We start from the raw sequence: 24,787 nt of genomic DNA on the forward strand, positions 1-24,787 counted from the left end.
CCGTCCTTGTGATCGATATCGTGTTGACACTTTACTAGGGCTGCGTGTAGCCATAGTAAAGTGTTAAATTTTGGCGACAGTATGAACACTCGATCCGCTCTTCTGCTCACGCTCTTTGGCGCCACGTTGCCGTTGCAAGCGCACGGCCGGGACCTGGCATCAGACCGCGTGGCAATCGCCTTTGCAACGCCGGCGCAAGGTCTTGCCGCGGCCGGGGCGCAAAGGCCGGGGGAGTGTAAGACCGTAAATCGGACCGAGGTCTCCCGACTTGTGCGTTCAATCGCGCAAGAGGAAGGCTTCGACGCCGATCTGGCCGAGACAATTGCATGGGCCGAAAGCGATCTCGGCTCCAGTCAGGGTCCCTCAAAAGCCGGAGCCCTGGGAATCATGCAGCTGATGCCAGGCACGGCGGCCGATCTAGGGGTCAGCGACCGTTGCGATACACAGGCAAATGTCCGGGCTGGCCTTCGCTACCTGAAGTCACTCTATGACGAATTCGGGGATCCGCTGCTGATGCTGGCGGCATACAACTCCGGGCCCAACAGCGTCTACAAGGCGCAGGGCATTCCGGTGAATCCGGAGACGGCGGAATACATCGTGAAAATACTGAACCGCTGGAAGTTCGGCGGTGTGGTGAAGAAGTCCGCCCTGACCAAATCCGAGACGCTCGCGGCCGCTCCGCCAGCAAGCGAGGACGCTTGGCAGGATGGTCATGTCATGGATCTCGGCAACTGAAAGGAGCCAAGGGTGGAATACAGGAAAGCGGGCAAATTTGCCCTGAAACTGGCCTTGGCCTCGGCGGTCGGAATAGCTCTCGCGCCAGCCACTGCGTATGCCCAGTCGGCGGCGCCAGTCGAAAACGTGCTGGAGTGGTTCGTCGGAGTTCTGCAGGGCAACATCGCGCGCTCATTCGCCATCATCGCGGTCTGTTTTCTCGGCTTCCTCGCCATGACGGGCCGGCTGGCGTGGATGATGGCTTTTTCCATCATCATTGGCATCGCTCTCATCTTCGGCGCTGCCCAACTGGTGGATGCGGTTCGCGCGACCGCTGGAGGCAGCTGAGACATGGACGACGAGGAAGTCTTTGTCGAGCCGGTCAGCCTGCCACTGACACGCCCCCCGATGAAATGGGGGGTGCGATATGAGGTTTTTGCCCTGAACGGCATCCTGGCGGTGATCGGTTTTATCGCCACGAGCAGCTTCATGCTCGGCCTTGGCGTGTTCGGCGTAGTGCATCTGGTCAGCGCATATCTGTGCCAGCGCGACCCCTACATGTTTCATATTTTCGAGCGGCGCGTCTCCAAACGCGGAGCGGTGGCAAACCTTACTTTCTGGGGGGCGAGGAGCTATTCGCCATGAGCCTCGATGCCGACCTGAAATTTGGCCGTGAGCGCCGCCGCGAAAAGCCCGCGGCGATGCACATCCCTTACCTTCGCCATGCCGATGACAATCTGATCGTGACGAAGAGCGGCTTTCTTGTCGGCGTCATCCAGCTTAGTGGCCTGCCGTTCCAGACGATGGACCAGGCCGAGTTGAACAGCCGTATGTTCAACCGCAACACGACGTTCCGCAATCTCTCGACGTCTCGCTTTGCGGTCTACACGACGATCATCCGCCGCCACGTGACGCCTGAGATCGAAGGCGACTTTGACAATCCTTTCGTGGCCGAGCTCGACGCCCGCTACATGGATGAGCTTGGGGCGAAAAACCTTTTCGTCAACGAGGCGTATCTGACTGTCATACGCCGACCGATGGTCGGCCGCGTCGGCTGGGTGGACAAGGCGCTCAATGCGTTTCGCATAAGTACCGCGGGCGAGGAAACCCGCGAAGAGGCGATGGCCGAATTGCGTGACGTTCTCGACGGCGTCGTCAAGGATTTCACGGCTTATGGTGCGCGTCTTCTCGGCGTCGTAAAACGCCGCGAAAGCTTCTTTTCCGAGCCGGCGGAATTCTTGGCGAAGATCCTCGCCGGCGGCGTCGACGTGGAAATGCCTTTGCCGCGCATGAGCCTTGGCGATGTGCTGGCGACACGACAGCTGTTTTTCGGCAAGTCCGCGCTGGAACTTCGCGGGCCGGACGCCGGCAAGCTCGGCGCCATGGTGTCGATCAAGGAATACCCACCGTTCACCGCTCCGGGCTCATTGGACGGTCTCTTGCGCCTGCCACATGAGTTTGTCCTGACGCAGAGTTTCGCGATCGAAGACCGTGTAACCGCGATGCGCAGGATCAACACCATCGCGAACCAGGTTGAAGGCTCCGACGAGGCGGGCACGACGGTCGAGGAGTCCGTCCACGACGGCGCCGACAAGCTGGCTGGCGGCGAAGTCGTCTTCGGACAACATCACATGAGCGTCATGGCATTGGCATCGGACATGAATGGCCTCAACCGTGCGCTATCCGACATCACGGCGGAGCTTTCGCGCATGTCGATCGTGCCGGTACGCGAGACACTGAACACGGAACTGGCCTTCTGGGCGCAGTTGCCGGGAAATTTCAGCTACATCGCGCGACGTGCGTTGATCTCGTCTCTTAACTTCGCCGGCCTTTTTTCAGGACACAATTTCCCGTCCGGCCAACGTGAGCGGCTGCATTGGAAACGGCCCATCGCCTTGCTCGAGACGACCAGCCAGACTGCCTACTATTTCAATTTCCACGTTCACGATGTCGGGCACTTCACGGTGTTCGGCCCGACCGGCTCGGGCAAGACCGTCGTGCTGTCGTTCCTGATGGCGCAAGCCATGCGCATCATGCCGCGGCCGCGATGTGTCTATTTCGACTACATGCGCGGCGCTGAAATTTTCGTTCGGGCGCTCGGCGGTCGCTACGAGGTGATGGAACCTTCTCAGCCGACCGGGTTCGCGCCATTGCAGCTTGATGACACGGCAGAAAACCGTTCTTTCCTGGAAGATTTGCTCCTCTACATTCTGACCCCGGAAGGCGGCACGCTTGATGTGGCGGAGATGCGCGTCATCAACGCCGCCGTCGACATGATCTACAAGATCCCGCGCGAACAGCGCACCTTCGACCTGCTGCCGGAAGTGCTGCGCGGCTCGCTCATGCCCGGCATGAACGATCTGGCCGCGCGGATACAGCCCTGGCTCGACCCGAAGGACAAGGGCTGGCTTTTCAACAATCCCGTCGATCTGGTCGATTTCTCGAAACCCGTCGTCGGCTTCGACATGACCAGGATCCTGGGCGACCGAAAGCTGCGCTCGGCGGCGTTGCTCTACATCTTCCATCGTCTCGAGGATGTCATCGACGGCTCGCCGATCATGCTCTTCCTCGATGAAGGCTGGAAGCTGCTCGACGACGAGGTTTTCGCCGCTTTCATCAACGAGACACTGAAGACCATTCGTCGCCGCAACGGCGTGGTGGGCTTCGGCACGCAGACAGCGGAAGACGTCGTCAATTCCTCCATCTCGTCGTCACTGATCGAGCAAACGAAGACCAACATTTTCTTCCCCAACCCGAAGGCGAGCAAAGAATCCTACATGGAGCGCTTCTCGCTGACAGCGAAGGAATTCGAGTTCGTGCGCCGAACCGCGAAAGAGACGCGCACCTTCCTCGTCAAGCACGACAGCGACTCGATCGTGGCCAAGCTCGATTTGTCGGCGATGCCCGATCTCATCAAGGTCCTGTCCTCGAACGAAGCCAACAGCAAGGAATGCGCACGGCTCCGGGAGACCTTCGGCGACGAGCCAGAGATGTGGCTGCCATACTTCTGCGGATGGGAGAACGAGCATGACGAAGCGGCTTAGCAGCGCTTGTCTGGTCATGGCTCTCGCTACGGCGGAAAGCATGAGCGTGGCGGTCGCTCAGATCGCGGTGATCGACGGGCCGAACCTCGAGAAGCGGCAAGAGGACGAGCAGCACAGCACGAAGTCGGATGAGGCCAAGAAGGACGAAACCGACAAGAAGAAAAGCGTCGTCTGCACTTATTCGAACAAATACCGCTCACAGATGTTTCGCCGGTCGCCTGCCGAAGCGTTGCAGCGCGACGCGGGCAACGTGAAGATGATCCGCTATTATTCGCAAAAATACGGCGTGCCCGAAGGCCTAGCACTGTCCGTCGCCTATCAGGAATCGCGCTTCGACACATGCGCCGGGAGCCACACCGGCGTCAAAGGCGTCATGCAGCTGACCAAGGGCACCGGCAAGTCCATGGGACTGGACCGCGACGTGAACGAGCAAAATGTCGAAGGCGGCGTCAAATACCTCGGAATGGGCGTGAAGCAATGCGGGGCGACGAACTACAGCTGTCTCGCCTCCTTCTACAACGGATCGAACGCAGGCGAGCAGAACCAATGGGCCGGCGGCGTCGGCCGCTGGTACAGCTACTTCAACGACTATGTGTCGAGCGGCAAGGCTCCGGCCGCCGCGCCGCCGCCATTCTCGATCGTAACGGCCGACGGCGCAGGCGGCACGGCTCAGGACGCGGCCATGGGCACGGTGAGGAAGGCGGCTGGCGGCCTTGATGCAAGCTCATCGCAGATCGGCGCCAACGGCGCGGCAATCGACGCGCTGGCGGGCAACGTTGGCCAGGTGACCGAATACAAGGACGCCTGGGAGCTGAACTCGTCGGCTCGTGGGATCAACGCCGATGTCACCAACCAGTACCTCGCCCAGGCGGGGGATTTTACGACGTTGCTGGCCCAACTTCTATCGTTGCAGAATGTTCAGGCATCGCAGTCGTCCAAGCTGGTGCAACAGCCGAAGAGCGGCTCTCCAAACCCGTTCTCTTGTGATCCCGCGGAATTGGAGCGGTTGAGGATCGATCGCGGCCGGTGGCTACCATGCGCACTTGAGAACGCGGGGGCAAGCTCGGCCGACAGCCGCTCGATGATCATCACCAGTGATCCTGCCGGCGCTGCCAGCGTGATCAATTCTCTACAGCAATAGGAGGCTGACATGAAAAAATTCGCGATTGCTGCCAGTCTGGCGCTTTGGGCAAGCACGGCCCACGCACAGATTGCCGTCATTGATGGCGCCAATCTCGATGTCGCCCGCAAGAATGCGGACAACACCAACTCCATCATGGATTCGAACAAGGATATCCTGAAAAAGAGCGAGGAGATCCTGCAGGCTCTCAGCGGCAGTCGTGACGGTTCGCTCGGGATCGGGCAGATGGGCCTTGGCGGCAATATGTCGATTGCCCAGGCGCCGTCGTTCGGATCGATCCTGAACGGCGGGGCTCTTTCGTTTGGCGGCCTTTCGCCCGAAATCCAGAAAATCGCCGGCGCGGTCATCAATGGGCTCCAGCTGGTGAAGCAGCTCCAGCAGATTGCCGGCAAGGAGACGAGCGCCGTCAACACCGCCTATGGCGGCAGCGTCAATGTGGCCTCGCTGCTAAGCGCATTGACCTCGCAGGCTTCGCAGGGCGTTACCCAGCGCCAACAGTCTCTGCAGTCAGCGAGCGGCCAGATCGGGCAGTCGCAGGACGTCAAGGGTTCGGTGGACCAGAACACGCGAATGCAGCTGGAAAACGCGCGTGCGGTCAACGAACTGATCGGCGTCCAGAACGGCGCGGTCGCGGCCCTGAATGAGAAGCTGAAGGGAGATCTTCTTCGCCAGAGCCAGGTGCAGAAGATGATGACACCGCGCACCGTCAATCCGTTCGCGGAATTCGGCAAGAGCGGGGGCTGAACGCTTGTCGGGGCGAGTCCTGCGCATATGCGTTGTGATTGGGCTCGGCGCAGGGCTTTTTGGATGCGCAAATCGCGAACTGAAAGCTCCGTGCGGGCCTTTGGCGTATGCCCACGCCGACGAATGCGGCGCGCTAAAGCCGGTCAATTCAACGCCGTTCGCCAGCATCATTGATGAGGATCCATGAACGGTCTCGCCGCAAGCATCCTCGGTGGCATTGACAACATCGGCGAGGACTTCGTTCGCACCGTCTATATGCAGTTGGGTAATGCGATGGGCAACGTCTTCACCCTCATGCTGACCCTCTATATCTTGTGGTGGGGCTATTCGATCCTGAGCGGGCGTGAGTCGATTTCGCCAATCGAAGCGGCCTATCGCCTCGGCCGCGCCGTCATCATCTATCTGCTGCTGACCGGATGGGGCACATTTTCGTCAACGATCTATCAGCTCGTGCAAAGCATTCCAGACGAGGTCGGTAAGGTGATCGTCGGCGCCGTGTCGCGGGCCACCGGCAATCAGCTTAGCGACCAGGCGGCAATTCCAGCGCTGATCGACAATCTGTACCAAGGGGCCCAGGACGTCGCCAATCAGGTCTACAGCGGATCCTTCTATGACATTTTTGGTGCGCTCTTGTCGCTGCTCGTCCTGCTGTCTGCCATCATCTTCGCAGCGCTTGCCATTGCCGCGATCATCGCCGCCAAAGTGATGTTGTTCATCACGCTGGCCTTGGCGCCGATATGGATCATCCTTTGGCTTTACCGATGGTCCTCACGCATGAGCGAAGGCTTTCTTTCGCTGACCACCTTTCTGATGATCCAGCAAATTCTGATCTACGGCTTTCTCGGTTTCTACTTCTCGCTCGTCAATGCGGCGCTGAACACCGCCACGTCCAGCGGAGCGACCATGGACAGCAAAATGTCGCTGGTGTTGCCCTTGGTGCTGGTGACGATCATCGGCATCTACGTTCTCATGCAGATACCCTCGATTGCTTCGATCCTGAATGGCGGCGGGTATCTCAGCACCATGGGCGCTCGCTACTCATATGGGACGTTCGGCAGGAATGCCGTGCGCTACTCCGGCGCGCGATGGGCCGCAGCCCGCGCCGCTCGGGGCGCCCGGCAGCTCGCGACAAACAGTTTTCGATCTTCGCGAGCAGCCAGGGCGGATGCCGCAACCCGGACCGCTATCCAGCAAGGTGCGCGCGATAACTCCAGGCCTCTGGGCTAGACCACACAATGATCACCGATCGCGGTGCTGGATCAGATGCGTCGCGAAAACGAGGCAATAGTAAAGTGGCAATTCCAATGGAAACAGCTGCTAACAGCAGCAGCGAACTCGTCGACAAGCGCTATTACAGGGCGGGCGCGACCTGGGAAGACGACACGCACAGGTCAATGCGTCGATCGCGTACATTGGCCTGGATCGTCAGCTGCGTTTCCGGACTGGTTGCGGTGCTGTCGCTGCTGGCGCTCGTGCTGATCCTGCCGCTCCGGCAGTTCGAACCATATGTTGTCGAGGTCGACAAATCGACGGGCTACCTCGAGATCATGCGCGCGCTGAAGCCTGGAGATTTGTCGCAGAACGAGGCCGTCACGGCCGCCAATCTGGTGCGCTACATCAGGGCCCGCGAAACCTACGACTCCCGTGAACTGAAACAGAATTACGACCTGGCACAGCTCTACTCGACCGACGCCGCGTCCAAGGATTTGACATGGCTTTATACGCCAGCAAACCCACAATCGCTGGACAAGATTTTTGGCCGCAATGTCACTGTCTCGGTCGAGATCAAGTCGGTTTCACTGCTCAATCGCAACACAGCCTCGGTGCGCTTTGCCACGACGACGCGGCGGGACAATTCGTCCACAGCCGACAATTGGGTGGCGGTGATAAAATTCCGCTACACCTCAACGCCGCTCAAGAACGAATGGCGTTTCGACAACCCGTTGGGATTTCAGGTTACGGATTACCGCCGCGACCAGGAATCGGCCCCGGCCGCGGGGAGCCTGCAATGAGACGGCGCGCGGGCCTCGTCCTATCGGCCGCCCTTCTGCTCGGCGCGATGCACAGCGCGGCCGCACGCGACGGCCGCATCCGATATGTCACCTTCAACAATGACGACGTGACGTCGGTGCGCGCCGCTCTTGGGATTTCCACGATGGTCGAACTCAGTCCGACCGAAGTCATCGAAACCGTGTCGGCTGGCGACACGAAAGGCTGGTCGATCATCCCCAAACGCGGATCGCGGTTTCTGTTCGTCAAGCCGCTGGAGCGCGATGCCTGGACCAACGTCAACGTGGTCACCAACCGGCGCGTCTATTCCCTGCTGCTGCAGGCCACTGACAATAGCCGTGACCGGGCATCCTTCCAGGTCCGGTTCAAATACCCGGACGAGGATATCAACGCGCGCCTGCTCTCACAGGCCAAGGAGAGCGCAACCGATCCGGATTTGAAGGACCTGAACTATGCCGATCTCAATTACGACTACGCCTACAAGGGCGACGACAGCCTGAAGCCGCGCACCGTATTCGACGACGGCACCAAGCTGTTTCTGGAGTTCAAGGGCGACATTCCGGCGATTTTCGTTGTCGACGACAAGCGCCATGAGTCGCTGGTCAACGTTCGTACTCAGGGCAAATACACAGTCATCGACAAGGTCGCACGGCAATTCACCTTGCGGGCCGATGGCAAGACGCTCTGCCTCTACAACCGGGCGCGACCCAACGCTATCGATCCAGTCGAGCAGGTCTACGGTCCAACGAAACTGACGGGTGGTTCCACCCTGTTCGGATCCAGCGGAGGGCGGTGATGACCCAGATCGATTATAACCAACTGGACGGCAGCCCGACGGTCGCGCGCCGTGGTGCGGGCGTGGGTACCAGGATCGCCCTGGTCGGCCTCGGCGTAGTGCTCGTAGGCGCGCTGATATGGCTGAACTGGCCCAGGGAGCCTGTATCGCGCGATGTTCGCAGCGATGGCGAGGAAAACTTCAACCCGCCCGAGTTCCGCGCGCCGACGTTGAACGAGCCGCCGCAACCTGCCGACGGCACGATCGACCAGATCGTGGTGCCGCCACCGGCTGACGTCCAGAACGGCACGCAACAAGCCGATAATGTCGATCAGACCGTTCAGGAGGGCGCCAACCTTGATGCGCAGCGACGCACGCTGGAGGCGCAAATGGCGGCCGAGGAGGCACGCCGCAAGGCCGAGGCGGAAGAAGCCCGACGCAAGGCGGCGGCCGAGGACGAGGCTCGTCGTAAAGCGGAGGCGGCCGAGCGCGAAAAAGCGGTGTGGGAACGCCTGCGGTCGAGCCAGATGGTGACGAATGATCAAACCGGCTCGACGGATGCCGGCGCCCAGGCGGCACAGGTCGAAATCGCGCCCGACGGTCAGATCATCCCGGTCCCCGGCGCCGACAGTGACCCCAACAAGGCATTCCTGGCGCAGTCTGAGGCAAGTTCTTCCAGCATCGTCAAAGCCAGGGCATTCCGACGCACCGATGCGTTGATCTCAGAGGGAACGATCATTCGCGGCTATTTGGAAACCGCGATCAACACCGACCTACCCGGTGCCGTGCGCGCGGTCGTGCGTGAGGATGTCTTCTCGCTCGACGGCAGGCGGATCCTCATTCCGAAGGGCTCGCGCCTGACCGGAGAATACCGCTCGGGGCTTGCGCGCGGTCAAAAGCGTGTTTTCATCGTCTGGAGCAGGGTCATCCGCTCGGACGGCATTTCCGTCGATATCAAGTCGCCTGGGGCAGACGCGCTCGGCCGCGGTGGCATGGGCGGCCGTGTCGATACACACTGGCTTGAACGCTACGGCAACGCGATCATGCTTTCCGTCGTTGGCGGTGTCTCTGAATATCTGTCCTCGCTTGGCGATAGCGGCCAGAACGGACAACAGCGCCAGGTGTCGACGGTCGATCCCGTGACCGGTGAGACCACGACCGTAACTTATGGCGGCAATGGCTCGCAGCGCGACGCCCGCGGCATCGCTTTCGACAAGTCATCGACCGCCTTGCAGCAACTCGCGCAGGAGGCGTTTCGCGACACGCAGAACATCGGCCCGACAGTCTACGTCGACCAGGGCACATCGATTGTCGTGCTGGTGCGGCGAGATCTCGATTTCTCGGATTTGTATGCTGATCCCGTCCAGGAAGAAGTGGCGCGCCTGAAGGCGGGTGGGCGACCGAAGATGGCGATCGATCCGACGCCTCTCTACAAGACGCCAAAGGATCATTTCTATCCCGGCTATGGGAGCCCGGTGAAATGAATGCCGTGCATCCCCTCCCCGACCCTTGGGCCAGAGCCCCGGTCCTGCGGGCTCATCTGGAGCCGATATGGTCCTATTTGAACGAAGATGCGGTGTCCGAGATTGCAATCAACAGGCCCGGTGAATTGTTCATCGAACGCCTCGGCGCGAAGGAAATGGAGCACGTCGTCAAGCGCGAGGTCACGCCCGGCTGGATCCGAAACATCTCGACTGGCGTTGCCTCGGCGACAAATCAGGTCATCAACGAAGAAAAGCCGGTCCTGTCGGCTGCTTTGCCCTCGGGCGAGCGCATCCAATGCATCTTGCCGCCGGCAGCCCCCGAAGGGGGGGCGATCTCAATCCGCAAGCAGGTCATCATGGATATGAGCCTTGATGCCTACAAAGATCTCGGCGCCTTCGAGAACACGGCGATGGGCAGCGGCCTGGCGCTGTCGGCCGAAGAAAAGCGACTTGTCGAAATGCTCCATGACACGTCGCCGATGGACTTCCTGCAATATGCGGTGCGCAACCGTGTCTCCATCGTCGTTTCAGGCGGTACGTCGACCGGCAAGACGACGTTTTTGAATGCGCTCCTGAAGGAGATCCCGGCCCATGAACGGGTCATCACGATCGAAGACACCCGCGAACTGCGGCTGCCGGCTCCCAACAACGTCACCCTGATAGCCTCAAAGGGCGACCAGGGCCTTGCCAAAGTCTCCGCCCAACAGCTGCTCGAGGCCTCGCTTCGCATGCGGCCCGACCGACTGCTGTTGGGCGAGTTGCGCGGCGCTGAAACCTTCGCATTTCTCCAGGCGATCAACACTGGCCATCCTGGTTCGCTCACCACCGTTCATGCCAATTCCGCCCGGTCCGCCTACGAGCGGCTGGCGCTGATGGTCATGCAGGGCAGTTCGGGCCTCTCACGAGGCGAAATCCTCGACTACTTGCGCGAGGTCATTCCGGTGGTCGTCCAGATGGTCCGCGCCGAAGGCGGACGACGCGGCATCAGCGAGATCAAGTTCACCAAGGCGGAGACGATCTAGCGAGGCCCATCCATGCAGAAAATCGCAACAGCAATTTTCACGGTGCTCATGGCGATGGCCCTGGGCGCCCTGGTCTTCACCGTCGCCTATGCCGCGACGGATTGGTACCGGACTGGCTCCCACGTCCTGTTCGACCAGCTGAACGCCAATCCGTTGCCGGTCGTTCGTCAGGCCTGGGCGGACACGATGGCGAGGAATTTTGGCCGGATACAATACGCCGTTCCAGCGGGAGCATTAGGGTTTCTTGCGCCCCTGGTCGGCCTGTTTCTCATGCGCCCGAGAAAGCGCAATGACTCTCGCTTCATGACTATGAGCGACGTATCAAAAACCGGCCTGACGAAAGTTGGCGGCGTCTTCGTCGGTCGAGCCGGCGGCAGGCTTACCGAAATCCTGTCGCCCGGCCGCGATCAGCGCTCCGGCAAGATCCGCCTGATGCAGCGCAAGCTGATCGGCGGCAAGAAATTGTGGATTGATGGCGATGATGTCGGCGGCTTCGTCATAGGGCCGCCGCGCTCCGGTAAAGGCACGTCACTCATCATCCCGAACGCGTTGACCTGGCCGCATTCGCTCGTGGTTCTCGACCTGCGAGGCGAGACCTATGCGGCGACTGCCGGTTATCGTTCAACCATCAGCCGTGTGGTGCGCTTCGCGCCGGCTGACCCGGGCGGCAATAACGCCTGCTACAATCCGATGGACTTCATCTCGCTGGATTCTGCACAGCGCGACATCGACCTTCGCAATATCGCTGCGGCGCTGTTTCCGCGCCCCCCGTCCAACGCGGATCCCTATTGGGTTAACGACGCCCGCCTCCTTTTTACCGGCATCGCGTCCTTCGTCATGGAATCGCCTGCGATCCCGAACGAGAAGAAGACCTTCGCCACGATCCTTGAGATCATGAACGGTGCCGAGCAGCCGCTCCTCGAATTCATCGGCTCGCTGCGCGAGGAACGCCGCCGCGAATGCTCGCATTTTACGCTGCAAACCCTGCTGCCATATTTCGAGATGTCTGAGCGGCAGTTTTCCGGGATCTACGCCGGCGTCCGGACCGGCATGGCCCCCTTTCTCAACGAGCGCCTGATGCGAGCTACCTCGCGCAGCACGTTCGATATTCGCAACCTCAAGCGTGACCGGATTTCTCTTTATCTCGACGTGCGGCGTGAGCAGATCACGTCGCTTGGACCGCTGTTCAATGTCCTGATTACGCAGATGATGAACTTCATGTCGGAAAGCCTGCCGCAGCCGGGCGAGCATCCAGTGCTTGTGCTGCTCGACGAGTTCCAGAACCTCGGCAAGCTCGAGAACGTGACCGAAATGGCGAGCGTACTCGGCGGCAACGGCGTTTCCATGTGGTTTTTCGTGCAGTCGCTGAAGGCTGTGGACGAGATTTATCGCCAGGAAGGGCGCAAGACGCTCATCAACGCTGCTCGCGTGCAGATCTTTTTTGGTGCGCAGGATGCGGACGATCTGCGCTACGTTTCCGAGCAGCTCGGCGAAACGTCGGACGTGCAAAAGGACGTGACGCGCACCAAGGCAACGTTGTTCGACACTTATTACACGCGCTCGGAGCACCGCAAGGAAGTGCGGCGGCCCCTGATGCGGCCAGATGAAATCCGCACCCTCGACAAGAACAAGGTCATCATATTGCCGCGTGGGGAACTGCCGATCCTCGGCACGCGCAATTTCTATTTCGCCGACGGCCAGCTCGCCAAACGCGCGTTCATACCCCTACCCGCCTCTACCGACGTTTCGCGGACGAAAAGCCCTGCCGCGGACTCCTCTGCGGCGGTTCCATCTCCTGTGCTCCTGACGATTGTGCCGACAGCACCCGCGTATCGCTCAGGCCTCTTGCAGGCCCGCCTGCGGCGCGGCGCGACATTTGCCGCAAAAGCAGGCCGTATAGCTCCGTCGCCGGGCCGGCGCGCAATCGTAAAAGAAAGGCTGAAAGCAACAGACGCTGCAGACGTACCAGCCTATGCCGCAATAGATTTTTCCGCTTTGGCGGCCAAAGCAGTGACAGCACGCATAGCGCCCGACAAAGAAGCGGCGGTAGCGGCGATCCTGAACAAGGTGCGGTCTCTGCGCGCCAACGCATCCGATATCGAGGCTTTCGATAGGAATTTGAGCGTCGTCGAAGATGCTTTGCCTGATGTAGTCGATGGGTAGGCTAGCATTCCAATGCGGCGGAGAGGTCATTTGTCTACCGTGACCTTGTCCACACGTCATGGCGGCGGAGGAAATTGCGGCGCGCTTCGGGAGTGCAAGGCTCAATCAAGAAGATCACACGGCGCGAAAACGTCGACGATACTGGGCCTCGACAGGCGTTTCAGGGACCCACCCCGTCAAGTTCAATCGCAAATCCCGCATCGACCGCGCTTCGCGCAATGACATCGCCAAGTTCCCAATCCGTGAGTTCGCAGAGCGGAAGCATTCTCCTCACGTTCCGGCTAACCTCGGATATCGAAATGCTCGGACTGCCGATGTTGTCGATCAGGTGGCGGACAATCGCTTGGCGAACGTCCGATAAGGTAGGCGTCTGCGCGAGCGCAGGCATCACCGGCCCTATGAATGGAGCCGTGGTTCTGCGGCCACGGCTGTTTTTAAGTCGAACGCGACGGGCACACCGTGAATAATGGATGCTGCCGCCACCAACTCCTCCAGGTCGCGGTCGGTAGCCCTGCATGCCGGCATGAGTGTTCGGATGGCGCGGATTGCCTGCGCGATGGAGAGAAAACGGGCCTTGCCTCGGGAGAGGACGTAGGCTTCAGCGGCGCTTTCAACTGTGACGGTGTGAAAACTCCTGGTCATCGAGAAAACCTCCCTAAAACCCTCAACGCGATTTACGGCAGGAATTCCGTAGCCTGCAAGGGTCTGTCTGATTCCGAACAATCAGGCGGAGGCAAGGCCGAAGTGACTTTGCTCCTCCTCGCCGTAAGCACCGTGCGTGAGTTTTATCATTCCAACGCGATCGACAATTGTGATCTCGCCGCGTTTGGCGTGAACGAGCCCCCGATATTCAAGCATTTGGAGGGCGATGGTAACGCCAGGGCGCCGGGCACCAAGCATCGTCGCCAGAAATTCATGCGTCAGGTAGATCTTGTTTCCATCGGTGCGGTCTTGGACCATCAGTAGCCAGCGGGCCAGCCGCTCTTCGATTTTCGAATGACCGTTGACCAATGCGGTCCGGGACGACTGGACGAGGAACGCGTGGGCATAGCGAAGCAGTGACTCGCGAAGGGATTGGCTTGCCGCAATCGCAGAGCGAAGACTTCCAACGGGCAGGGTCCAACCATTGCTGGCAACCTGGATATAGGTTTCATTGGGAGAACTGTCCTGGCCGAGAATGACAGCAATCCCTGTCATGCCGTCATGGCCGATAAGGCCGACTTCGCTTTGCCGCCCCCCGGTCAAGGTGGCGACCACCGAAGCAATACCCATCTCCGGGAAATACACATGCTCGATGGGCCGATGTGCGACCTCCAGCCACGTTTTGATCCCGAGTTCGACCTGACGCAGCGATGGCTGCAAAAGGGCAAAGTCCTCAGACGAGAGGGTTTTCAACACATGATTTCGAAGAAGGGACTGTGGCATGGCTCTCTCCCTGACGGGCAAGAGCATGTCTCCCTCTTACGGTCGGCTGCATCCGAAGCGCTGGCGGCCGATGAGCGAGCATAGGCTTCAAATGCGCGATTAGCAAAGGATCCGTCGCTGGCGAAAAGCTGCGGAAAGTCTGCTCCCTCGACGGAGGCCAACCGGGCTTCTAAAGCCGATGGCACAAAGCGGATACGCTGTGGCGGCATTTGAGGGCACGTTCCTGCGCTTGATTATTGCCAGTGAGCTGTGCGCGCAAATTGGGGACATGAAGGGCCGGACCCAGGAATCACGGCCTCAGGCCGAGGCGCCAATCAAGCGGGTCGGCAAATCATCGCGAAAAGCTCAATACGGCCGGCAACGAAACTAAAGAAGTAGTCGCGCGTTGGACGCGAAACGCTATTCGTCTCTGAGTATGGTTTAGGTCAGGGTGGTCAAGCCAACGTCGCGCAAGGCAATCAATGGGTCGAGCGCTAGTCGAGCGAAGTCGCCCGCTCGCGACGAGGTCACTTTAGCGCCGCCTGCTTTCCGGCCGCTCCAGCTCGCAACGCTCGTGGACAGGGTCCCTGCCGGCGATCGTTGGATCCATGAGATGAAATACGACGGCTATCGTATTCTCGTTGCCGTCGGCGGCGGCGAAGCGCGAGCCTACACACGATCTGGTCTGGATTGGTCTAGCCGCTTTCCCTCGATCCTCTCTGAGGCTTGCAAGCTCAAGGTGCGCTCCGCCCTGATTGACGGGGAGGCTGTGGTTGTCGATGCGGAAGGAAGATCTAACTTCCAGGCGCTTCAGAAGGCATTGAAGGCTGCCCCGACGACTATCGACTTTTATGCGTTCGATCTGCTGCAGCTCGACGGGGACGATCTGACAAGGCTTTCTCTTCTTGAGCGCAAGGCGAAGCTGGAGGCGATCTTGCCCGCGAAAAATCCGGTCCTTCGTTACTCCGACCATATCCTCGGTCGCGGAGAAGAGCTGCTCGATCGCTTCTGCGCAGCCGGCCTTGAGGGCGTCATCTCAAAGCTCGCGGATTCGAGTTATGTGGCGGCCCGCGGCGCAAGCTGGCTGAAGATCAAATGCATCAGGCGGCAGGAGTTTGTGATTGTCGGCTGGACGCCGTCCGACAAGGTCCGCGCGTTTCGGTCCTTGATCCTTGGCGTTCATGACGGCGGCAAGCTGCGTTACGCCGGGAAAGTCGGCACCGGCTTCGATACCGCTGAACTTCTTCGTCTCTTGAAGATCATGGCGCCGCTTGAGCAGAAGGCCGCAACCGTCGACGCACCACGCGCCGAAGTGCGCGGCGCACACTGGCTCCGTCCGAAACTGGTCGCTGAGATTGCGTTCACCGAAATGACAAATGAAGGGACGTTGCGACATCCGAGCTATCTTGGTCTCCGCGAAGACAAGAAGCCGGAGGCGGTCGTGCTCGAGACGGAACGTCATGCAAGCGACCTCGCGGCATCTGCGACGACCGCCATCGCGATAAGCAACCGTGACCGCGTCATCTATCCGGAGTCCAACATCACCAAGGGACAGCTCGCCGACCATTACGCAGCGGTCGCGGCGATCATGCTTCCTTGGGTTGGCAGCCGGCCGATCAGCCTGGTTCGATGCCCACAGGGCCGCGCGAAGAAGTGCTTCTTCCAAAAACACGACGCCGGAAGCTTTGGCGACAAAGTTCACCACGTCGGCATCACGGAGAAGGACGGGCACGAGGAACCATATCTCTATGTCGACGATGCCGACGGATTGATGACTTGCGTCCAGATGGGAACGATTGAGCTGCATGGATGGGGGGCTCGGATCGAGGATGTCGAAAAGGCCGACCGCCTCGTATTCGACCTCGACCCAGATGAAGGCCTGGATTTTGAGGCTGTCCGCGCGGCTGCCTTTCAGTTCCGCTCTATCCTTAAATCGCTAGGGCTTACGACTTTCCCGATGCTGACGGGGGGCAAAGGAGTGCACGTCATCGCGCCGCTCACCCCTGGCGCCGAGTGGCCGGAGGTGAAGGACTTCGCGTTTCGCCTGGCGCAAGCGGTCGCCCAGAGCGATCCGGCCCATTTCACGGCCGTGTTGTCAAAGGCGCGCCGCAAGGGTCGCATCTTTGTGGACTATCTACGCAATCAGCGCGGGGCGACTGCGATCATGCCCTACAGCGCAAGATCACGTCCGGGTGCTCCTGTCGCCGCACCGATCACGTGGGCGGAGATGAAGACAATAGATGCGCCCTCTCATTTCCACGTGGGCGATGCTCCTGAATTAAAGAAGCGCGCAGCCTCCAAAGCTCTGGCGGGATGGGGTCGCGCTGACCAATCCTTGCCCAATCTGTAGCGCGCGACGCAGAAGAGCCAGCAAAGCCGGGATTCAAAGGGCAACGCGGCGCTCATGGCCTTGCCTGATTGGAACCTGCGGAGATCGGCGTCGTTTGGCTGAAGCCATGGCAAAAATCGATCCGAGGACCGCCGCCAGTCTTTTGAGGGAATACGCGCAACGATCGTCCATGCGCGACGACAATCCGTATCGCACAAAAGCTTACATGCGCGCGGCAGACAGTCTGACGGCGCTGTCGCAGCCGCTTGATCGCATCATCGCCGCCGGCGCCCTCACTAAGATCCCGGGGATCGGTGACGCGATCGCAGACATCGTGACCAAGCTCTACCAAACCGGCACGCACCCAAGTCTTGAGAAGCTGCGCGAGGATGTTCCAGCGGGCGTGCTGGAGCTGTTTGCCATACCTGGGCTTCGTCCTGATAAGATACTGAAGCTTCATCAGGCGCTCGGCGTGAACTCGCTGGCGGAGCTCGAGGCCGCAGCAAGAGAAGACCGCATACGCCCAGTGAAAGGCCTAGGCGCCGCGCTTCAGGCAAAAGTCCTGCAGAACTTGGCCATCGTGCGAAGCGGCGAAACACAACTTCACCTGCACAAGGCCGCCGCGCTTCTCGAACATGCGGTCATATCGGTGAAGCAAGAGCATCCAGAGTTTTCGCGCGTCGAAATTGCAGGTGACTTCCGGCGCGGTTGCGAGCTCGTTTCCGACTTCGCCCTGGTAGCGCAGGGCAGAAAGTCGACTGGAACCGAGGATACGACCCTCAGGCTTGTTGTTACTGACAGGAAGCACTTTGGGGCGAGCCTGCTCGAAGCAACCGGTTCGGCAGACCATCTCGAGCAACTGAAGACGTTCGCGGCCAATAAGGGGTTCACCCTAAACGCCGACGGGCTTCATCGCGGGAGAAAACTGATCGCGTCAGCGACAGAAGAAGAAATCTACCAAGCTCTGGACTTGCAGTTTATCGAGCCGGAATTGCGCGAAGGCAGGAACGAGATTGAGCGAGCCGCAAAGCGGAAGCTACCCGTTCTCGTTCGGGATGAAGATCTGCATGGCATCCTGCATTCTCACACGACCGCATCCGATGGCACCGAAACGCTTGAGGCAATGGCTGAAGCCACTCGGAAGCGCGGATTCGAATACTATGGTGTCGCCGATCATTCGCAGTCCGCTCACTACGCAGGCGGCCTTTCGTTGCAGGAGATTGCCGAACAGCACCGCGAAGCTGACCGGCTGAACAAGGCATACAATGGAAAATTTCGCATTTTGAAGGGCATCGAGGCGGACATCCTGGCGGATGGCTCGCTCGATTACCCAAATGATATCTTGGAGACGTTCGATTTCGTCGTCGCGAGCGTGCACAGCCGCTTCAAGTTGCCCAAGAAGGAACAGACGGAGCGTATCATCGAGGCGATCGGAAATCCTCGGACGACAATCATCGGGCACATGACCGGTCGTCAGCTGTTGCGCCGGCCCGGTTATGATCTCGACGTCGACAAAGTCCTCAAAGCGTGTGCGAAACATGGTGTCGCTGTCGAAATCAACGCACATCCGTGGCGACTCGACCTCGACTGGCGCTGGCATCAAAAGGCACTCGATCAGGGCTGCATCTTCAGCATCAATCCGGACGCTCATTCGATCCGCGAGCTCGACCACATGCATTGGGGTGTCGAGATGGCGCGCAAGGGCGGTGTCCCTGCGAAGCGGGTCCTGAACGCGATGCGTTTGGTGGCCCTCCTTGCGCATCTCGCACGGCGCAGGCAAACGTCTTAAACTGCTTGTGCGCCCGGCCTATCAGCGCAGGAGTCCGTCCTTCTCAAAATCTTCCCAGCCGCGCAAACTGGAGTGCGAGTTCTCATCGGGGCCATAGCCAGCTGAAGCAGCAGTTCCACGATCGTTTCTTTGGGCGCGCTTCATAGCCGCCTTCCCCGCGGCTCGCCGCCTATTCTCTGCAGCTGTCGCTGCGTCCTGCTCGCGCCAGACCGTAACCAGGTCGCGGTCAAGCACATCCTCCACGTGCTGCGGCTCGAACACGTGAAAGGTGATGTTCCTTGCCCGCCCGCGGAGTTTCACCGTTTTGGTCCCGGCGCTCTGCAAACGACCATCTTTCAGCCAGCGGTGTCGTTCGGCCGTCGAGATCGTCAGAATGTCCTCGATTTCACGGGGAATTACGGGCAGGCCTTCGATCTTCTGCATTGCTTTGGCTACGATCTCGAATGCCACCTGCACATCAGTCTCGGCGCCCTCAGACAGGCGCAGGGTAAGCACGCGGGACTCGATGTGGAGCAGTTTCCTGAATTCCGCTGGAAGGCTGGCGCGTATTTCGAGAAAAATACCCCTCGCTCTGACGGACGATCCAAGCGTTGCAGCCGTGGTTAGAGGCCACTCTCCAATCAGATTCGCTGTTGCATTGATTTTTCGGAGCTTGGACATGCCCCTTTACATAGGTCACCGATTGTCGGCAGCGATGAGCCGATCGCGAAGCCAACATGAGTTTAATCCGCCGGGTCTGAACCATTGTTAGCGGGCCCGCTTGCAATTTCGGCCAACAGGAAGCGGCAGAGTTCATCTCACAGTGCGTTTCCGCCTGGCGGCTTTTGGGGCCGTAAAGAGACCGTCCGCTTTTAGAGTGGGTGGCCAATAAACCGGACTTAAGTGAGATTTGGACACACAGTTTCGGTTCGAATCTCGCCCGGCGGGCCGGCGAATAGAGAACTACGTCTACGCCATAGCCTTCCAAAAAAAGACATCCGAACCAGTGCTGCCCGTCCCGAGTGCCGTACGTCGGCGCATGCCCTTTGGAGCGTTGATACGTATGAGTGTCCTCATGTTCGAAGTGAGTGATTGCCGCCGCGCGTGAGGTGCGGTCTAAAACCATATGTCCTTCATATTGGGGAGCGCGAGGTGGCCCTCAGCCGCTTCAACGCCCTCTTGCGGTTGCGGCTCCTGGACATCGCCGGTTGAGAGTGAACTGCTACGAGGGCTGCATGTTCCTCGCGCTCGACCACCCCGACTCGGCAAGTTCTTCTGCGGTCGCGCCTTGGCTGGCGCAGATTTCTGGAAACTCGCCGCCAGGCTCCGCGAATGTAGTCGACCGCCTACCGTGCCCGTCGCCCGACCGGGAACACCGCGATTTTGTACCGCTCGGCCACGAGCCCCCAAAGGCCTTGCGGGGCCTTCAACATGACGAGGATGGCAACGAGGCCCAGGACAATAAGATAAAGGGGTCCGAGATCGGCGAGGAATCCCCGCAAGGCAAAAAAGACGATGGTTCCCACAATCGGCCCTTCGATGCGTCCGATTGCCCCGATGATGACGATGAACACGACATAGGCCGTCCAGTCGATCAGGCTGAATGCGGAATCAGGGGTCATCCGCAGCTTGCTCAGGAACACGACGCAGCCGACCGCCCCGGCCATGGCGGCGCAGCCGACGAAAACGGCGACCTTGATTCGTCTCGTGTCGACGCCGAGGCTCTCCGCGGCCCGTTCGGAATCCCGCATCGCGGTCAGCGCCAAACCCCACTTGGATCGGAGAAGCAGATACGAGCCGACGATCGACGAGGAGGCCAGCAGAAGCGCGCAGAAGAAGATGACCGCCTCACGACCAGCACGGTCTGCCGCGATCTGTCTCGCGACGCTCGCCGGAAGGCTCATTCCGGAACCGCCTCCGAGATAGGGCATATTGGCGACCGCGAGCAGGCACAGTTCGGCCATCACCCATGTTCCGATGGCAAAATGTGGTCCCTTCAGGCGAAGCAGCAATGGCGCAAACACAAGCGCAGCGGCGGCGGACGAAGCCATGCCGACGAGGATCGAGGCGGGCAGTGGCAGACCGAAGAACACAAGTGAGGCGAAGAAGGCATATCCGCCGATACCGACATATGCCTGTTGCCCGACGGATATCAGCCCCCCGTAGCCGGCGAGCAGGTTCCATGTTGCCGCGAGGGACAGGTAAACGAGGAAATCGGTGCTGAAGCGCAAGGCCGCCAAATCGAGTATCCAGGGCGCGGACGTGAAGAGCATGCATACGCAAACGATTCCCAACGTCGTGCGCACGGTGATCTGCAATTCGGAATTGCCGGCGGGATGGGCGTCGATCTGCGAGCCGCTTGCTTGCAGCGCTCCGCTGGTCTCGTTCATTGGTGTGCTACCTTCGGAAAGAGGCCGTTCGGCCTAAGCAACAAGACGACGAAAAAGACGATATGACCGGCTATCGTTTGGTAGGCTGGATCGACGGCCGCCCCGATCGACTGGGCAAGCCCGATCACGAGGCCCCCGGCGAGGGTTCCCCAGAAATTGCCGAGACCGCCGATGATGACGGCTTCGAAGGCGACGAGGAGGCGGGCGGGACCCATAAACGGATCGAAGTTGCCGCGAACGGCCATCAGGACGCCCGCGACGCCGATCACCGCGAATGCGATGGCGCTGGCAATGGCGAAGACGCGCAGGTGATTGATCCCGACCAGGCCGACGATCTCGGGATCGTCGGATGTCGCACGAAGCCTTTGCCCAAGGGCAGTCGAATAGAATATCCACTGCAGTGCCATCGTCACAGCCAACGCTGTCGACAACACGACAACTGGATACACGCCGACCGAAACTGCGCCGACGTTGATGCTCTGTGTTTCGATCGAGCCGGCGGAAAGGCGGCGCGTATCGGCCGAGAAGATCATCATCAGCACGTTCTGCACAACGACCGAGACTCCGAACGTCACCAGCAGCGGGCGCAGCGGATCGTTTCCAAGCAGCCGGTTGAACAGACCGAGCTGAATAAGATAGCCGAGGCCGGCCATCAACGGCACGACGGCGGCGATCGCCACGAAAGGATGGATCGGGACGGCAGAAACGACGCAGAACGCCGCGAAGGCTGCGACAACTATAAAATCGCCATGCGCCAGGTTCACCAGCCTCATCACCCCGAACACCAGAGAAAGGCCGGTGGCGAACAGGGCATAGAGGCCTCCGAGGAGGATTCCTTGAACGATAACGTCGGCTGGATTGCTCATGTCATGCCTCCGCCACGCCGAAGTACGCAGCGGCGATCTGATCTCGCGTGAATTCTGCGGGCCGTCCGCTCAGCGCGACGGCGCCCCTGCGCAGGCAGTAGATACGGTCGGCAACCGAAAGTGCCTGGCCGATGTCCTGCTCGACAACGACCAGCGCCGTGCCTTGGCCGCGCACCCGCCTGAAGTTTTCGTACATTCCCTTGACGACAACGGGCGCCAGGCCAAGCGAAATCTCATCGCAAAGAAGGAGTGTTGGGTTCGTCATCAACGCACGGCCCACCGCGACCATCTGCTGCTGCCCGCCCGAAAGCCTCGTCACCTGCCGCCGTGCGAGCTCGGGCAACGCCGGAAACAGCTCGTAGACACGGGCAAGATTCCAGTAGCCAGCGCGGCCAGCCGATCGGCCGATCGTCAGGTTCTCCTCAACCGTAAGGGAGGAGAAAAGCCGCCGTCCCTCCGGTACGAGCGTCATGCCGAACGCGGCGATTTCATTCGTCGCCACCGTGCCGACCTCCCTGCCCGCGAAGTTCAGTCGTTTGGCTGATTTGCCGCGGTGCAGGCCGGCCACCGACCTGAGGAGAGTTGATTTGCCCGCTCCGTTTGAACCGATGACGGCGATGCACTCCCCTTCGCCTACGGCAAGCCCAACGCCGAAAAGCGCTTGAAAGTCGCCATAAAAAGCGTTCAGATCTTCGACGTGCAACAGCGTCATGATGCGGCTCCGTCGGGTTCCGGTTCGACGCCGAGGTAGATTTCGCGGACATCGGGCGACCGCATCACCTGATGGGGTTCGCCGTCCCTCAAAACCGAACCGGCGTTGAGTACGACCAGACGGCCTACGACCTCAAGCAGCGCATGAACCACGTGCTCGATCCAGATGACCGTCACGCCGCGGGCATTGATGTCGAGGATCGTCTTCACCAGATCGGAACATTCGGCGTCGGTCAGACCGCCCGCGATCTCGTCGAGCAGAAGGAGTTCGGGCGACGAACCCAGCGCTCGCGCCAACTCAAGTCTTTTGCGGTTCAGGAGCGTGAGCGAGCTTGCCGCATTGTTCGCAAGTTCCGACAAGTGTGTCTGATGGAGGATCTCCTCGCAGTATTGGCGGGACTGGCTTTGAGAGCGGCCGCCGGCAAAGACCGCACCGACCAGCACGTTCTCGTAGACCGTCATGCCATTGAATGGCTGCGGAATTTGGTACGTGCGCGCCATGCCGGCGCGCGCCCGCCGCCGCGCCCCCCAGCTCGTCACATCGTCTCCCTTGAAGACGACGGTACCGGCTTCGCCGTGCAGGTCTCCCGCGATCAGATTGAAAAAGGTGGTCTTGCCCGCGCCATTGGGTCCAATGATCCCAATGGCTTCTCCGCGCCCGACACCAAGGTCAATTCCGTCCGCGACGCGCACCGCACCAAACGACTTGCGCAGCCCTTTGATTTCCATGTGCAACATGAGCCGACGACCTAGTAGGTAAGTTCCTCGAAATCGGCCCCGGCCGGAATTTCCGGAGCCGTCTGGTTCGACGTGATGACAAGGTCGTAGGCGTGCGGGCCGTTCGGGGTGCGGCGCCATTGACCACCGACAAGCGGCGTCTTGGCGACGTTCTTGATGGCCGAGTTCTTCCAGTCGACCTTTCCCACAATCGTGTCCAGAGAGGTATCTGATATCGCGGCGATAGTCGCACTCGCGTCGCCAGGCTCACCTGCCCGCTTCAAGACGTCCGCTGCGACTTCGAACAACGCATGGGCAAAGCCGATCGGTTGGGTCCATTGTTTGCCGGTCGCCTGGCTATAGGCAGCCGCATACTCACCGGCGCTAAGGCCCGAAAGTGACGAGCGGAATGGATGGAAGGGTGACCACCAGATCTCACTTGAGAGGTTGTGGCCGGCATCGCCGAGGGCTTCGACAGCGGCCGGGAACAGGATCGCTTTGGCGATGGAGGCGGCCTTCGGGCGGAAGCCCTGTTGGCGCGCTTGCGTCCAGAAGGTGGTGAAATCGGGCGGCAGGGGCGCACCGGATACGATTTCACAGCCACCGTCTTTGAACTTCGCGATCACGGCAGAAAAGTCGTCGCCGAGATTCCGATAAAAGCCAGAGGGCACGACGCCGTAGTTTCGCGGACCCAGCAAAGCAGGAATTCCGTTCTTATCGTCACTCCATGCGCGACCATCTTCGTCATTCGGAAACAACCCTCCGACTTTCCGGTTCGTTGTCACCGTATCCCACATGTTCGCGAAGACCGACATGATGTCTTCCAGGCCCCAGAAGAAATGGAACGTGCTCTCGAATCCTGTTTTGGGGTTGCTTCCCCGGTTGAACATCCAGGCCTGCCACGGCGCGACGGTTGAAATGCAGGGCGTGCCGTTCAACTCACATTGATCGGAGACAGGGTTGACCGTTTCCGGCGCAGACGACACCAGCACAAGGTCAACTTTGTCGCTCAAGATCAGTTCACTCGTGACCTCTGCGGCGCGATTGGAGTTGGATTGCGTGTCCTTGGAGACAATTTCCACCGGAAAGACTTTGCCGCCAATCTGCAGGCCTTTGTCGAGAGCGGACTTGACGGTGCCGAGCACGAACTCGTCAGCCTGACCGAAAAGTGCCAGCGGGCCGGATCTTGGACTGACATAGCCGAGCTTGATGGTTCGCGCCTGTGCAATGGCGGGCATGGGAAACGCTACAAATGACAAAGCACCTGCGGCTGACACCTTGAGGACGTCGCGCCGCGTCGGCATGGTGTGACTGAACGATTTCAACATCTTTTCCTCCCACTATGGTGGAGGAGAGCTTAGCCATGTCTTAGCCAGAGACTTTGCCCGGAAAGCACTGTCTTTGTTTCCGGACGGAAGGGCTGAAGTGTCGGGTCTGTCAGCCCAGGCGACCGCCTCTCCAACTGCGGAACTCGCGCTTAACCTCGGTATGGAGCCCGGCCCGAG

General features: G+C 60.1%; 22 protein-coding genes. 14 read left to right on the plus strand and 8 right to left on the minus strand.

Features of this window, described 5'->3' with window-relative positions; genetic code table 11:
- The first annotated feature begins 81 nt into the window (after nucleotides 1–81).
- From NKH28_RS20450 to NKH28_RS20505, 12 genes are all read left to right on the plus strand, one after another.
- The gene (locus tag NKH28_RS20450) at nucleotides 82–735 is read left to right on the plus strand and encodes a lytic transglycosylase domain-containing protein (protein WP_352675910.1); all 654 of its coding nucleotides are present in this window, start codon (nucleotides 82–84) and stop codon (nucleotides 733–735) included.
- A gap of 12 nt (nucleotides 736–747) precedes the next feature.
- A complete protein-coding gene (locus NKH28_RS20455) occupies nucleotides 748–1,062 on the plus strand; it encodes a TrbC/VirB2 family type IV secretion system protein (protein WP_023720448.1) in 315 nt (104 codons plus the stop codon).
- A gap of 3 nt (nucleotides 1,063–1,065) precedes the next feature.
- Nucleotides 1,066–1,359, plus strand: coding sequence for a VirB3 family type IV secretion system protein (locus NKH28_RS20460; protein WP_352980264.1), 294 nt, complete (start codon nucleotides 1,066–1,068; stop codon nucleotides 1,357–1,359).
- Nucleotides 1,356–3,758, plus strand: a complete 2,403-nt coding sequence (locus NKH28_RS20465) for a VirB4 family type IV secretion/conjugal transfer ATPase (protein WP_352980265.1) — start codon at nucleotides 1,356–1,358, stop codon at nucleotides 3,756–3,758. Before NKH28_RS20460 ends, NKH28_RS20465 begins: the two co-directional genes overlap by 4 nt.
- On the plus strand, nucleotides 3,742–4,899 hold the full coding sequence (locus NKH28_RS20470; RefSeq protein ID WP_352980266.1) for a transglycosylase SLT domain-containing protein: 1,158 nt from the start codon (nucleotides 3,742–3,744) through the stop codon (nucleotides 4,897–4,899). The genes NKH28_RS20465 and NKH28_RS20470 overlap by 17 nt, the downstream gene beginning before the upstream one ends.
- A gap of 9 nt (nucleotides 4,900–4,908) precedes the next feature.
- On the plus strand, nucleotides 4,909–5,643 hold the full coding sequence (locus tag NKH28_RS20475; RefSeq protein WP_023785080.1) for a type IV secretion system protein: 735 nt from the start codon (nucleotides 4,909–4,911) through the stop codon (nucleotides 5,641–5,643).
- A gap of 183 nt (nucleotides 5,644–5,826) precedes the next feature.
- Nucleotides 5,827–6,870 (plus strand): TrbL/VirB6 family protein, encoded by a 1,044-nt coding sequence (locus NKH28_RS20480; protein ID WP_352980267.1) that lies wholly within the window; start codon nucleotides 5,827–5,829, stop codon nucleotides 6,868–6,870.
- Nucleotides 6,871–6,878: 8 nt separating this feature from the next.
- A complete protein-coding gene (locus tag NKH28_RS20485; protein WP_352845463.1) occupies nucleotides 6,879–7,655 on the plus strand; it encodes a VirB8 family type IV secretion system protein in 777 nt (258 codons plus the stop codon).
- Nucleotides 7,652–8,449 carry a TrbG/VirB9 family P-type conjugative transfer protein gene (locus NKH28_RS20490; protein ID WP_023758693.1) on the plus strand — a complete coding sequence of 266 codons (798 nt, stop codon included), beginning with the start codon at nucleotides 7,652–7,654 and terminating at the stop codon, nucleotides 8,447–8,449. Before NKH28_RS20485 ends, NKH28_RS20490 begins: the two co-directional genes overlap by 4 nt.
- Nucleotides 8,449–9,912, plus strand: a complete 1,464-nt coding sequence (virB10, locus tag NKH28_RS20495) for a type IV secretion system protein VirB10 (protein WP_352980268.1) — start codon at nucleotides 8,449–8,451, stop codon at nucleotides 9,910–9,912. The genes NKH28_RS20490 and virB10 overlap by 1 nt, the downstream gene beginning before the upstream one ends.
- The gene (gene virB11 / locus NKH28_RS20500; RefSeq protein WP_352980269.1) at nucleotides 9,909–10,934 is read left to right on the plus strand and encodes a P-type DNA transfer ATPase VirB11; all 1,026 of its coding nucleotides are present in this window, start codon (nucleotides 9,909–9,911) and stop codon (nucleotides 10,932–10,934) included. Before virB10 ends, virB11 begins: the two co-directional genes overlap by 4 nt.
- Nucleotides 10,935–10,946: 12 nt before the next feature.
- The gene (locus NKH28_RS20505; protein ID WP_352980270.1) at nucleotides 10,947–13,097 is read left to right on the plus strand and encodes a type IV secretory system conjugative DNA transfer family protein; all 2,151 of its coding nucleotides are present in this window, start codon (nucleotides 10,947–10,949) and stop codon (nucleotides 13,095–13,097) included.
- Between the two features lie 396 nt (nucleotides 13,098–13,493).
- Here the strand turns inward: NKH28_RS20505 and NKH28_RS20510 are convergent, their stop codons facing one another.
- Together NKH28_RS20510 and NKH28_RS20515 are read right to left on the minus strand one after the other, a co-directional pair.
- A complete protein-coding gene (locus tag NKH28_RS20510) occupies nucleotides 13,494–13,739 on the minus strand; it encodes a hypothetical protein (protein WP_352656929.1) in 246 nt (81 codons plus the stop codon).
- An 81-nt stretch (nucleotides 13,740–13,820) separates the two neighbouring features.
- On the minus strand, nucleotides 13,821–14,522 hold the full coding sequence (locus tag NKH28_RS20515) for a Crp/Fnr family transcriptional regulator (RefSeq protein WP_352656931.1): 702 nt from the start codon (nucleotides 14,520–14,522) through the stop codon (nucleotides 13,821–13,823).
- 430 nt (nucleotides 14,523–14,952) lie between these two features.
- Here NKH28_RS20515 and ligD point away from each other — a divergent pair, with 430 nt between their 5' ends.
- Together ligD and NKH28_RS20525 are read left to right on the plus strand one after the other, a co-directional pair.
- Nucleotides 14,953–16,851 (plus strand): DNA ligase D, encoded by a 1,899-nt coding sequence (ligD, locus tag NKH28_RS20520; RefSeq protein WP_352656933.1) that lies wholly within the window; start codon nucleotides 14,953–14,955, stop codon nucleotides 16,849–16,851.
- A 106-nt stretch (nucleotides 16,852–16,957) separates the two neighbouring features.
- Nucleotides 16,958–18,619: a DNA polymerase/3'-5' exonuclease PolX gene (locus NKH28_RS20525; protein ID WP_352980318.1), complete on the plus strand. Its 1,662-nt coding sequence runs from the start codon at nucleotides 16,958–16,960 to the stop codon at nucleotides 18,617–18,619.
- A gap of 21 nt (nucleotides 18,620–18,640) precedes the next feature.
- Here NKH28_RS20525 and NKH28_RS20530 read toward each other — a convergent pair whose 3' ends face one another.
- The 6 genes from NKH28_RS20530 to NKH28_RS20555 form a co-directional block, all read right to left on the minus strand.
- Nucleotides 18,641–19,279, minus strand: coding sequence for a hypothetical protein (locus NKH28_RS20530; protein ID WP_352845476.1), 639 nt, complete (start codon nucleotides 19,277–19,279; stop codon nucleotides 18,641–18,643).
- Between the two features lie 665 nt (nucleotides 19,280–19,944).
- Entirely contained in the window at nucleotides 19,945–20,988 is a 1,044-nt protein-coding gene (locus NKH28_RS20535; RefSeq protein WP_352980271.1) for a branched-chain amino acid ABC transporter permease, read from the minus strand.
- On the minus strand, nucleotides 20,985–21,854 hold the full coding sequence (locus NKH28_RS20540; RefSeq protein ID WP_352656939.1) for a branched-chain amino acid ABC transporter permease: 870 nt from the start codon (nucleotides 21,852–21,854) through the stop codon (nucleotides 20,985–20,987). The genes NKH28_RS20535 and NKH28_RS20540 overlap by 4 nt, the downstream gene beginning before the upstream one ends.
- A 1-nt stretch (nucleotide 21,855) precedes the next feature.
- Nucleotides 21,856–22,566, minus strand: coding sequence for an ABC transporter ATP-binding protein (locus NKH28_RS20545; protein ID WP_352980272.1), 711 nt, complete (start codon nucleotides 22,564–22,566; stop codon nucleotides 21,856–21,858).
- Nucleotides 22,563–23,303 (minus strand): ABC transporter ATP-binding protein, encoded by a 741-nt coding sequence (locus NKH28_RS20550; protein WP_352656945.1) that lies wholly within the window; start codon nucleotides 23,301–23,303, stop codon nucleotides 22,563–22,565. The genes NKH28_RS20545 and NKH28_RS20550 overlap by 4 nt, the downstream gene beginning before the upstream one ends.
- Before the next feature lie 11 nt (nucleotides 23,304–23,314).
- Nucleotides 23,315–24,586 (minus strand): ABC transporter substrate-binding protein, encoded by a 1,272-nt coding sequence (locus tag NKH28_RS20555; protein ID WP_352980319.1) that lies wholly within the window; start codon nucleotides 24,584–24,586, stop codon nucleotides 23,315–23,317.
- Nucleotides 24,587–24,787: the final 201 nt, after the last annotated feature.

This window comes from Mesorhizobium sp. M1227 (assembly GCF_040318315.1).
Classification (GTDB): domain Bacteria; phylum Pseudomonadota; class Alphaproteobacteria; order Rhizobiales; family Rhizobiaceae; genus Mesorhizobium.

Excerpts from the sequence above, each read along its gene's own strand:
- NKH28_RS20450 (WP_352675910.1), top strand. The coding sequence starts at position 82 with ATGAACACTCGATCCGCTCTTCTGCTCACGCTCTTTGGCGCCACGTTG.
- NKH28_RS20460 (WP_352980264.1), top strand. The coding sequence starts at position 1,066 with ATGGACGACGAGGAAGTCTTTGTCGAGCCGGTCAGCCTGCCACTGACA.
- NKH28_RS20465 (WP_352980265.1), top strand. The coding sequence starts at position 1,356 with ATGAGCCTCGATGCCGACCTGAAATTTGGCCGTGAGCGCCGCCGCGAA.
- NKH28_RS20470 (WP_352980266.1), top strand. The coding sequence starts at position 3,742 with ATGACGAAGCGGCTTAGCAGCGCTTGTCTGGTCATGGCTCTCGCTACG.
- NKH28_RS20475 (WP_023785080.1), top strand. The coding sequence starts at position 4,909 with ATGAAAAAATTCGCGATTGCTGCCAGTCTGGCGCTTTGGGCAAGCACG.
- NKH28_RS20480 (WP_352980267.1), top strand. The coding sequence starts at position 5,827 with ATGAACGGTCTCGCCGCAAGCATCCTCGGTGGCATTGACAACATCGGC.
- NKH28_RS20485 (WP_352845463.1), top strand. The coding sequence starts at position 6,879 with ATGATCACCGATCGCGGTGCTGGATCAGATGCGTCGCGAAAACGAGGC.
- NKH28_RS20490 (WP_023758693.1), top strand. The coding sequence starts at position 7,652 with ATGAGACGGCGCGCGGGCCTCGTCCTATCGGCCGCCCTTCTGCTCGGC.
- virB10 (WP_352980268.1), top strand. The coding sequence starts at position 8,449 with ATGACCCAGATCGATTATAACCAACTGGACGGCAGCCCGACGGTCGCG.
- virB11 (WP_352980269.1), top strand. The coding sequence starts at position 9,909 with ATGAATGCCGTGCATCCCCTCCCCGACCCTTGGGCCAGAGCCCCGGTC.
- NKH28_RS20505 (WP_352980270.1), top strand. The coding sequence starts at position 10,947 with ATGCAGAAAATCGCAACAGCAATTTTCACGGTGCTCATGGCGATGGCC.
- NKH28_RS20510 (WP_352656929.1), bottom strand. The coding sequence starts at position 13,739 with ATGACCAGGAGTTTTCACACCGTCACAGTTGAAAGCGCCGCTGAAGCC.
- NKH28_RS20515 (WP_352656931.1), bottom strand. The coding sequence starts at position 14,522 with ATGCCACAGTCCCTTCTTCGAAATCATGTGTTGAAAACCCTCTCGTCT.
- NKH28_RS20525 (WP_352980318.1), top strand. The coding sequence starts at position 16,958 with ATGGCAAAAATCGATCCGAGGACCGCCGCCAGTCTTTTGAGGGAATAC.
- NKH28_RS20530 (WP_352845476.1), bottom strand. The coding sequence starts at position 19,279 with ATGTCCAAGCTCCGAAAAATCAATGCAACAGCGAATCTGATTGGAGAG.
- NKH28_RS20535 (WP_352980271.1), bottom strand. The coding sequence starts at position 20,988 with ATGAACGAGACCAGCGGAGCGCTGCAAGCAAGCGGCTCGCAGATCGAC.
- NKH28_RS20540 (WP_352656939.1), bottom strand. The coding sequence starts at position 21,854 with ATGAGCAATCCAGCCGACGTTATCGTTCAAGGAATCCTCCTCGGAGGC.
- NKH28_RS20545 (WP_352980272.1), bottom strand. The coding sequence starts at position 22,566 with ATGACGCTGTTGCACGTCGAAGATCTGAACGCTTTTTATGGCGACTTT.
- NKH28_RS20550 (WP_352656945.1), bottom strand. The coding sequence starts at position 23,303 with ATGTTGCACATGGAAATCAAAGGGCTGCGCAAGTCGTTTGGTGCGGTG.
- NKH28_RS20555 (WP_352980319.1), bottom strand. The coding sequence starts at position 24,586 with ATGCCGACGCGGCGCGACGTCCTCAAGGTGTCAGCCGCAGGTGCTTTG.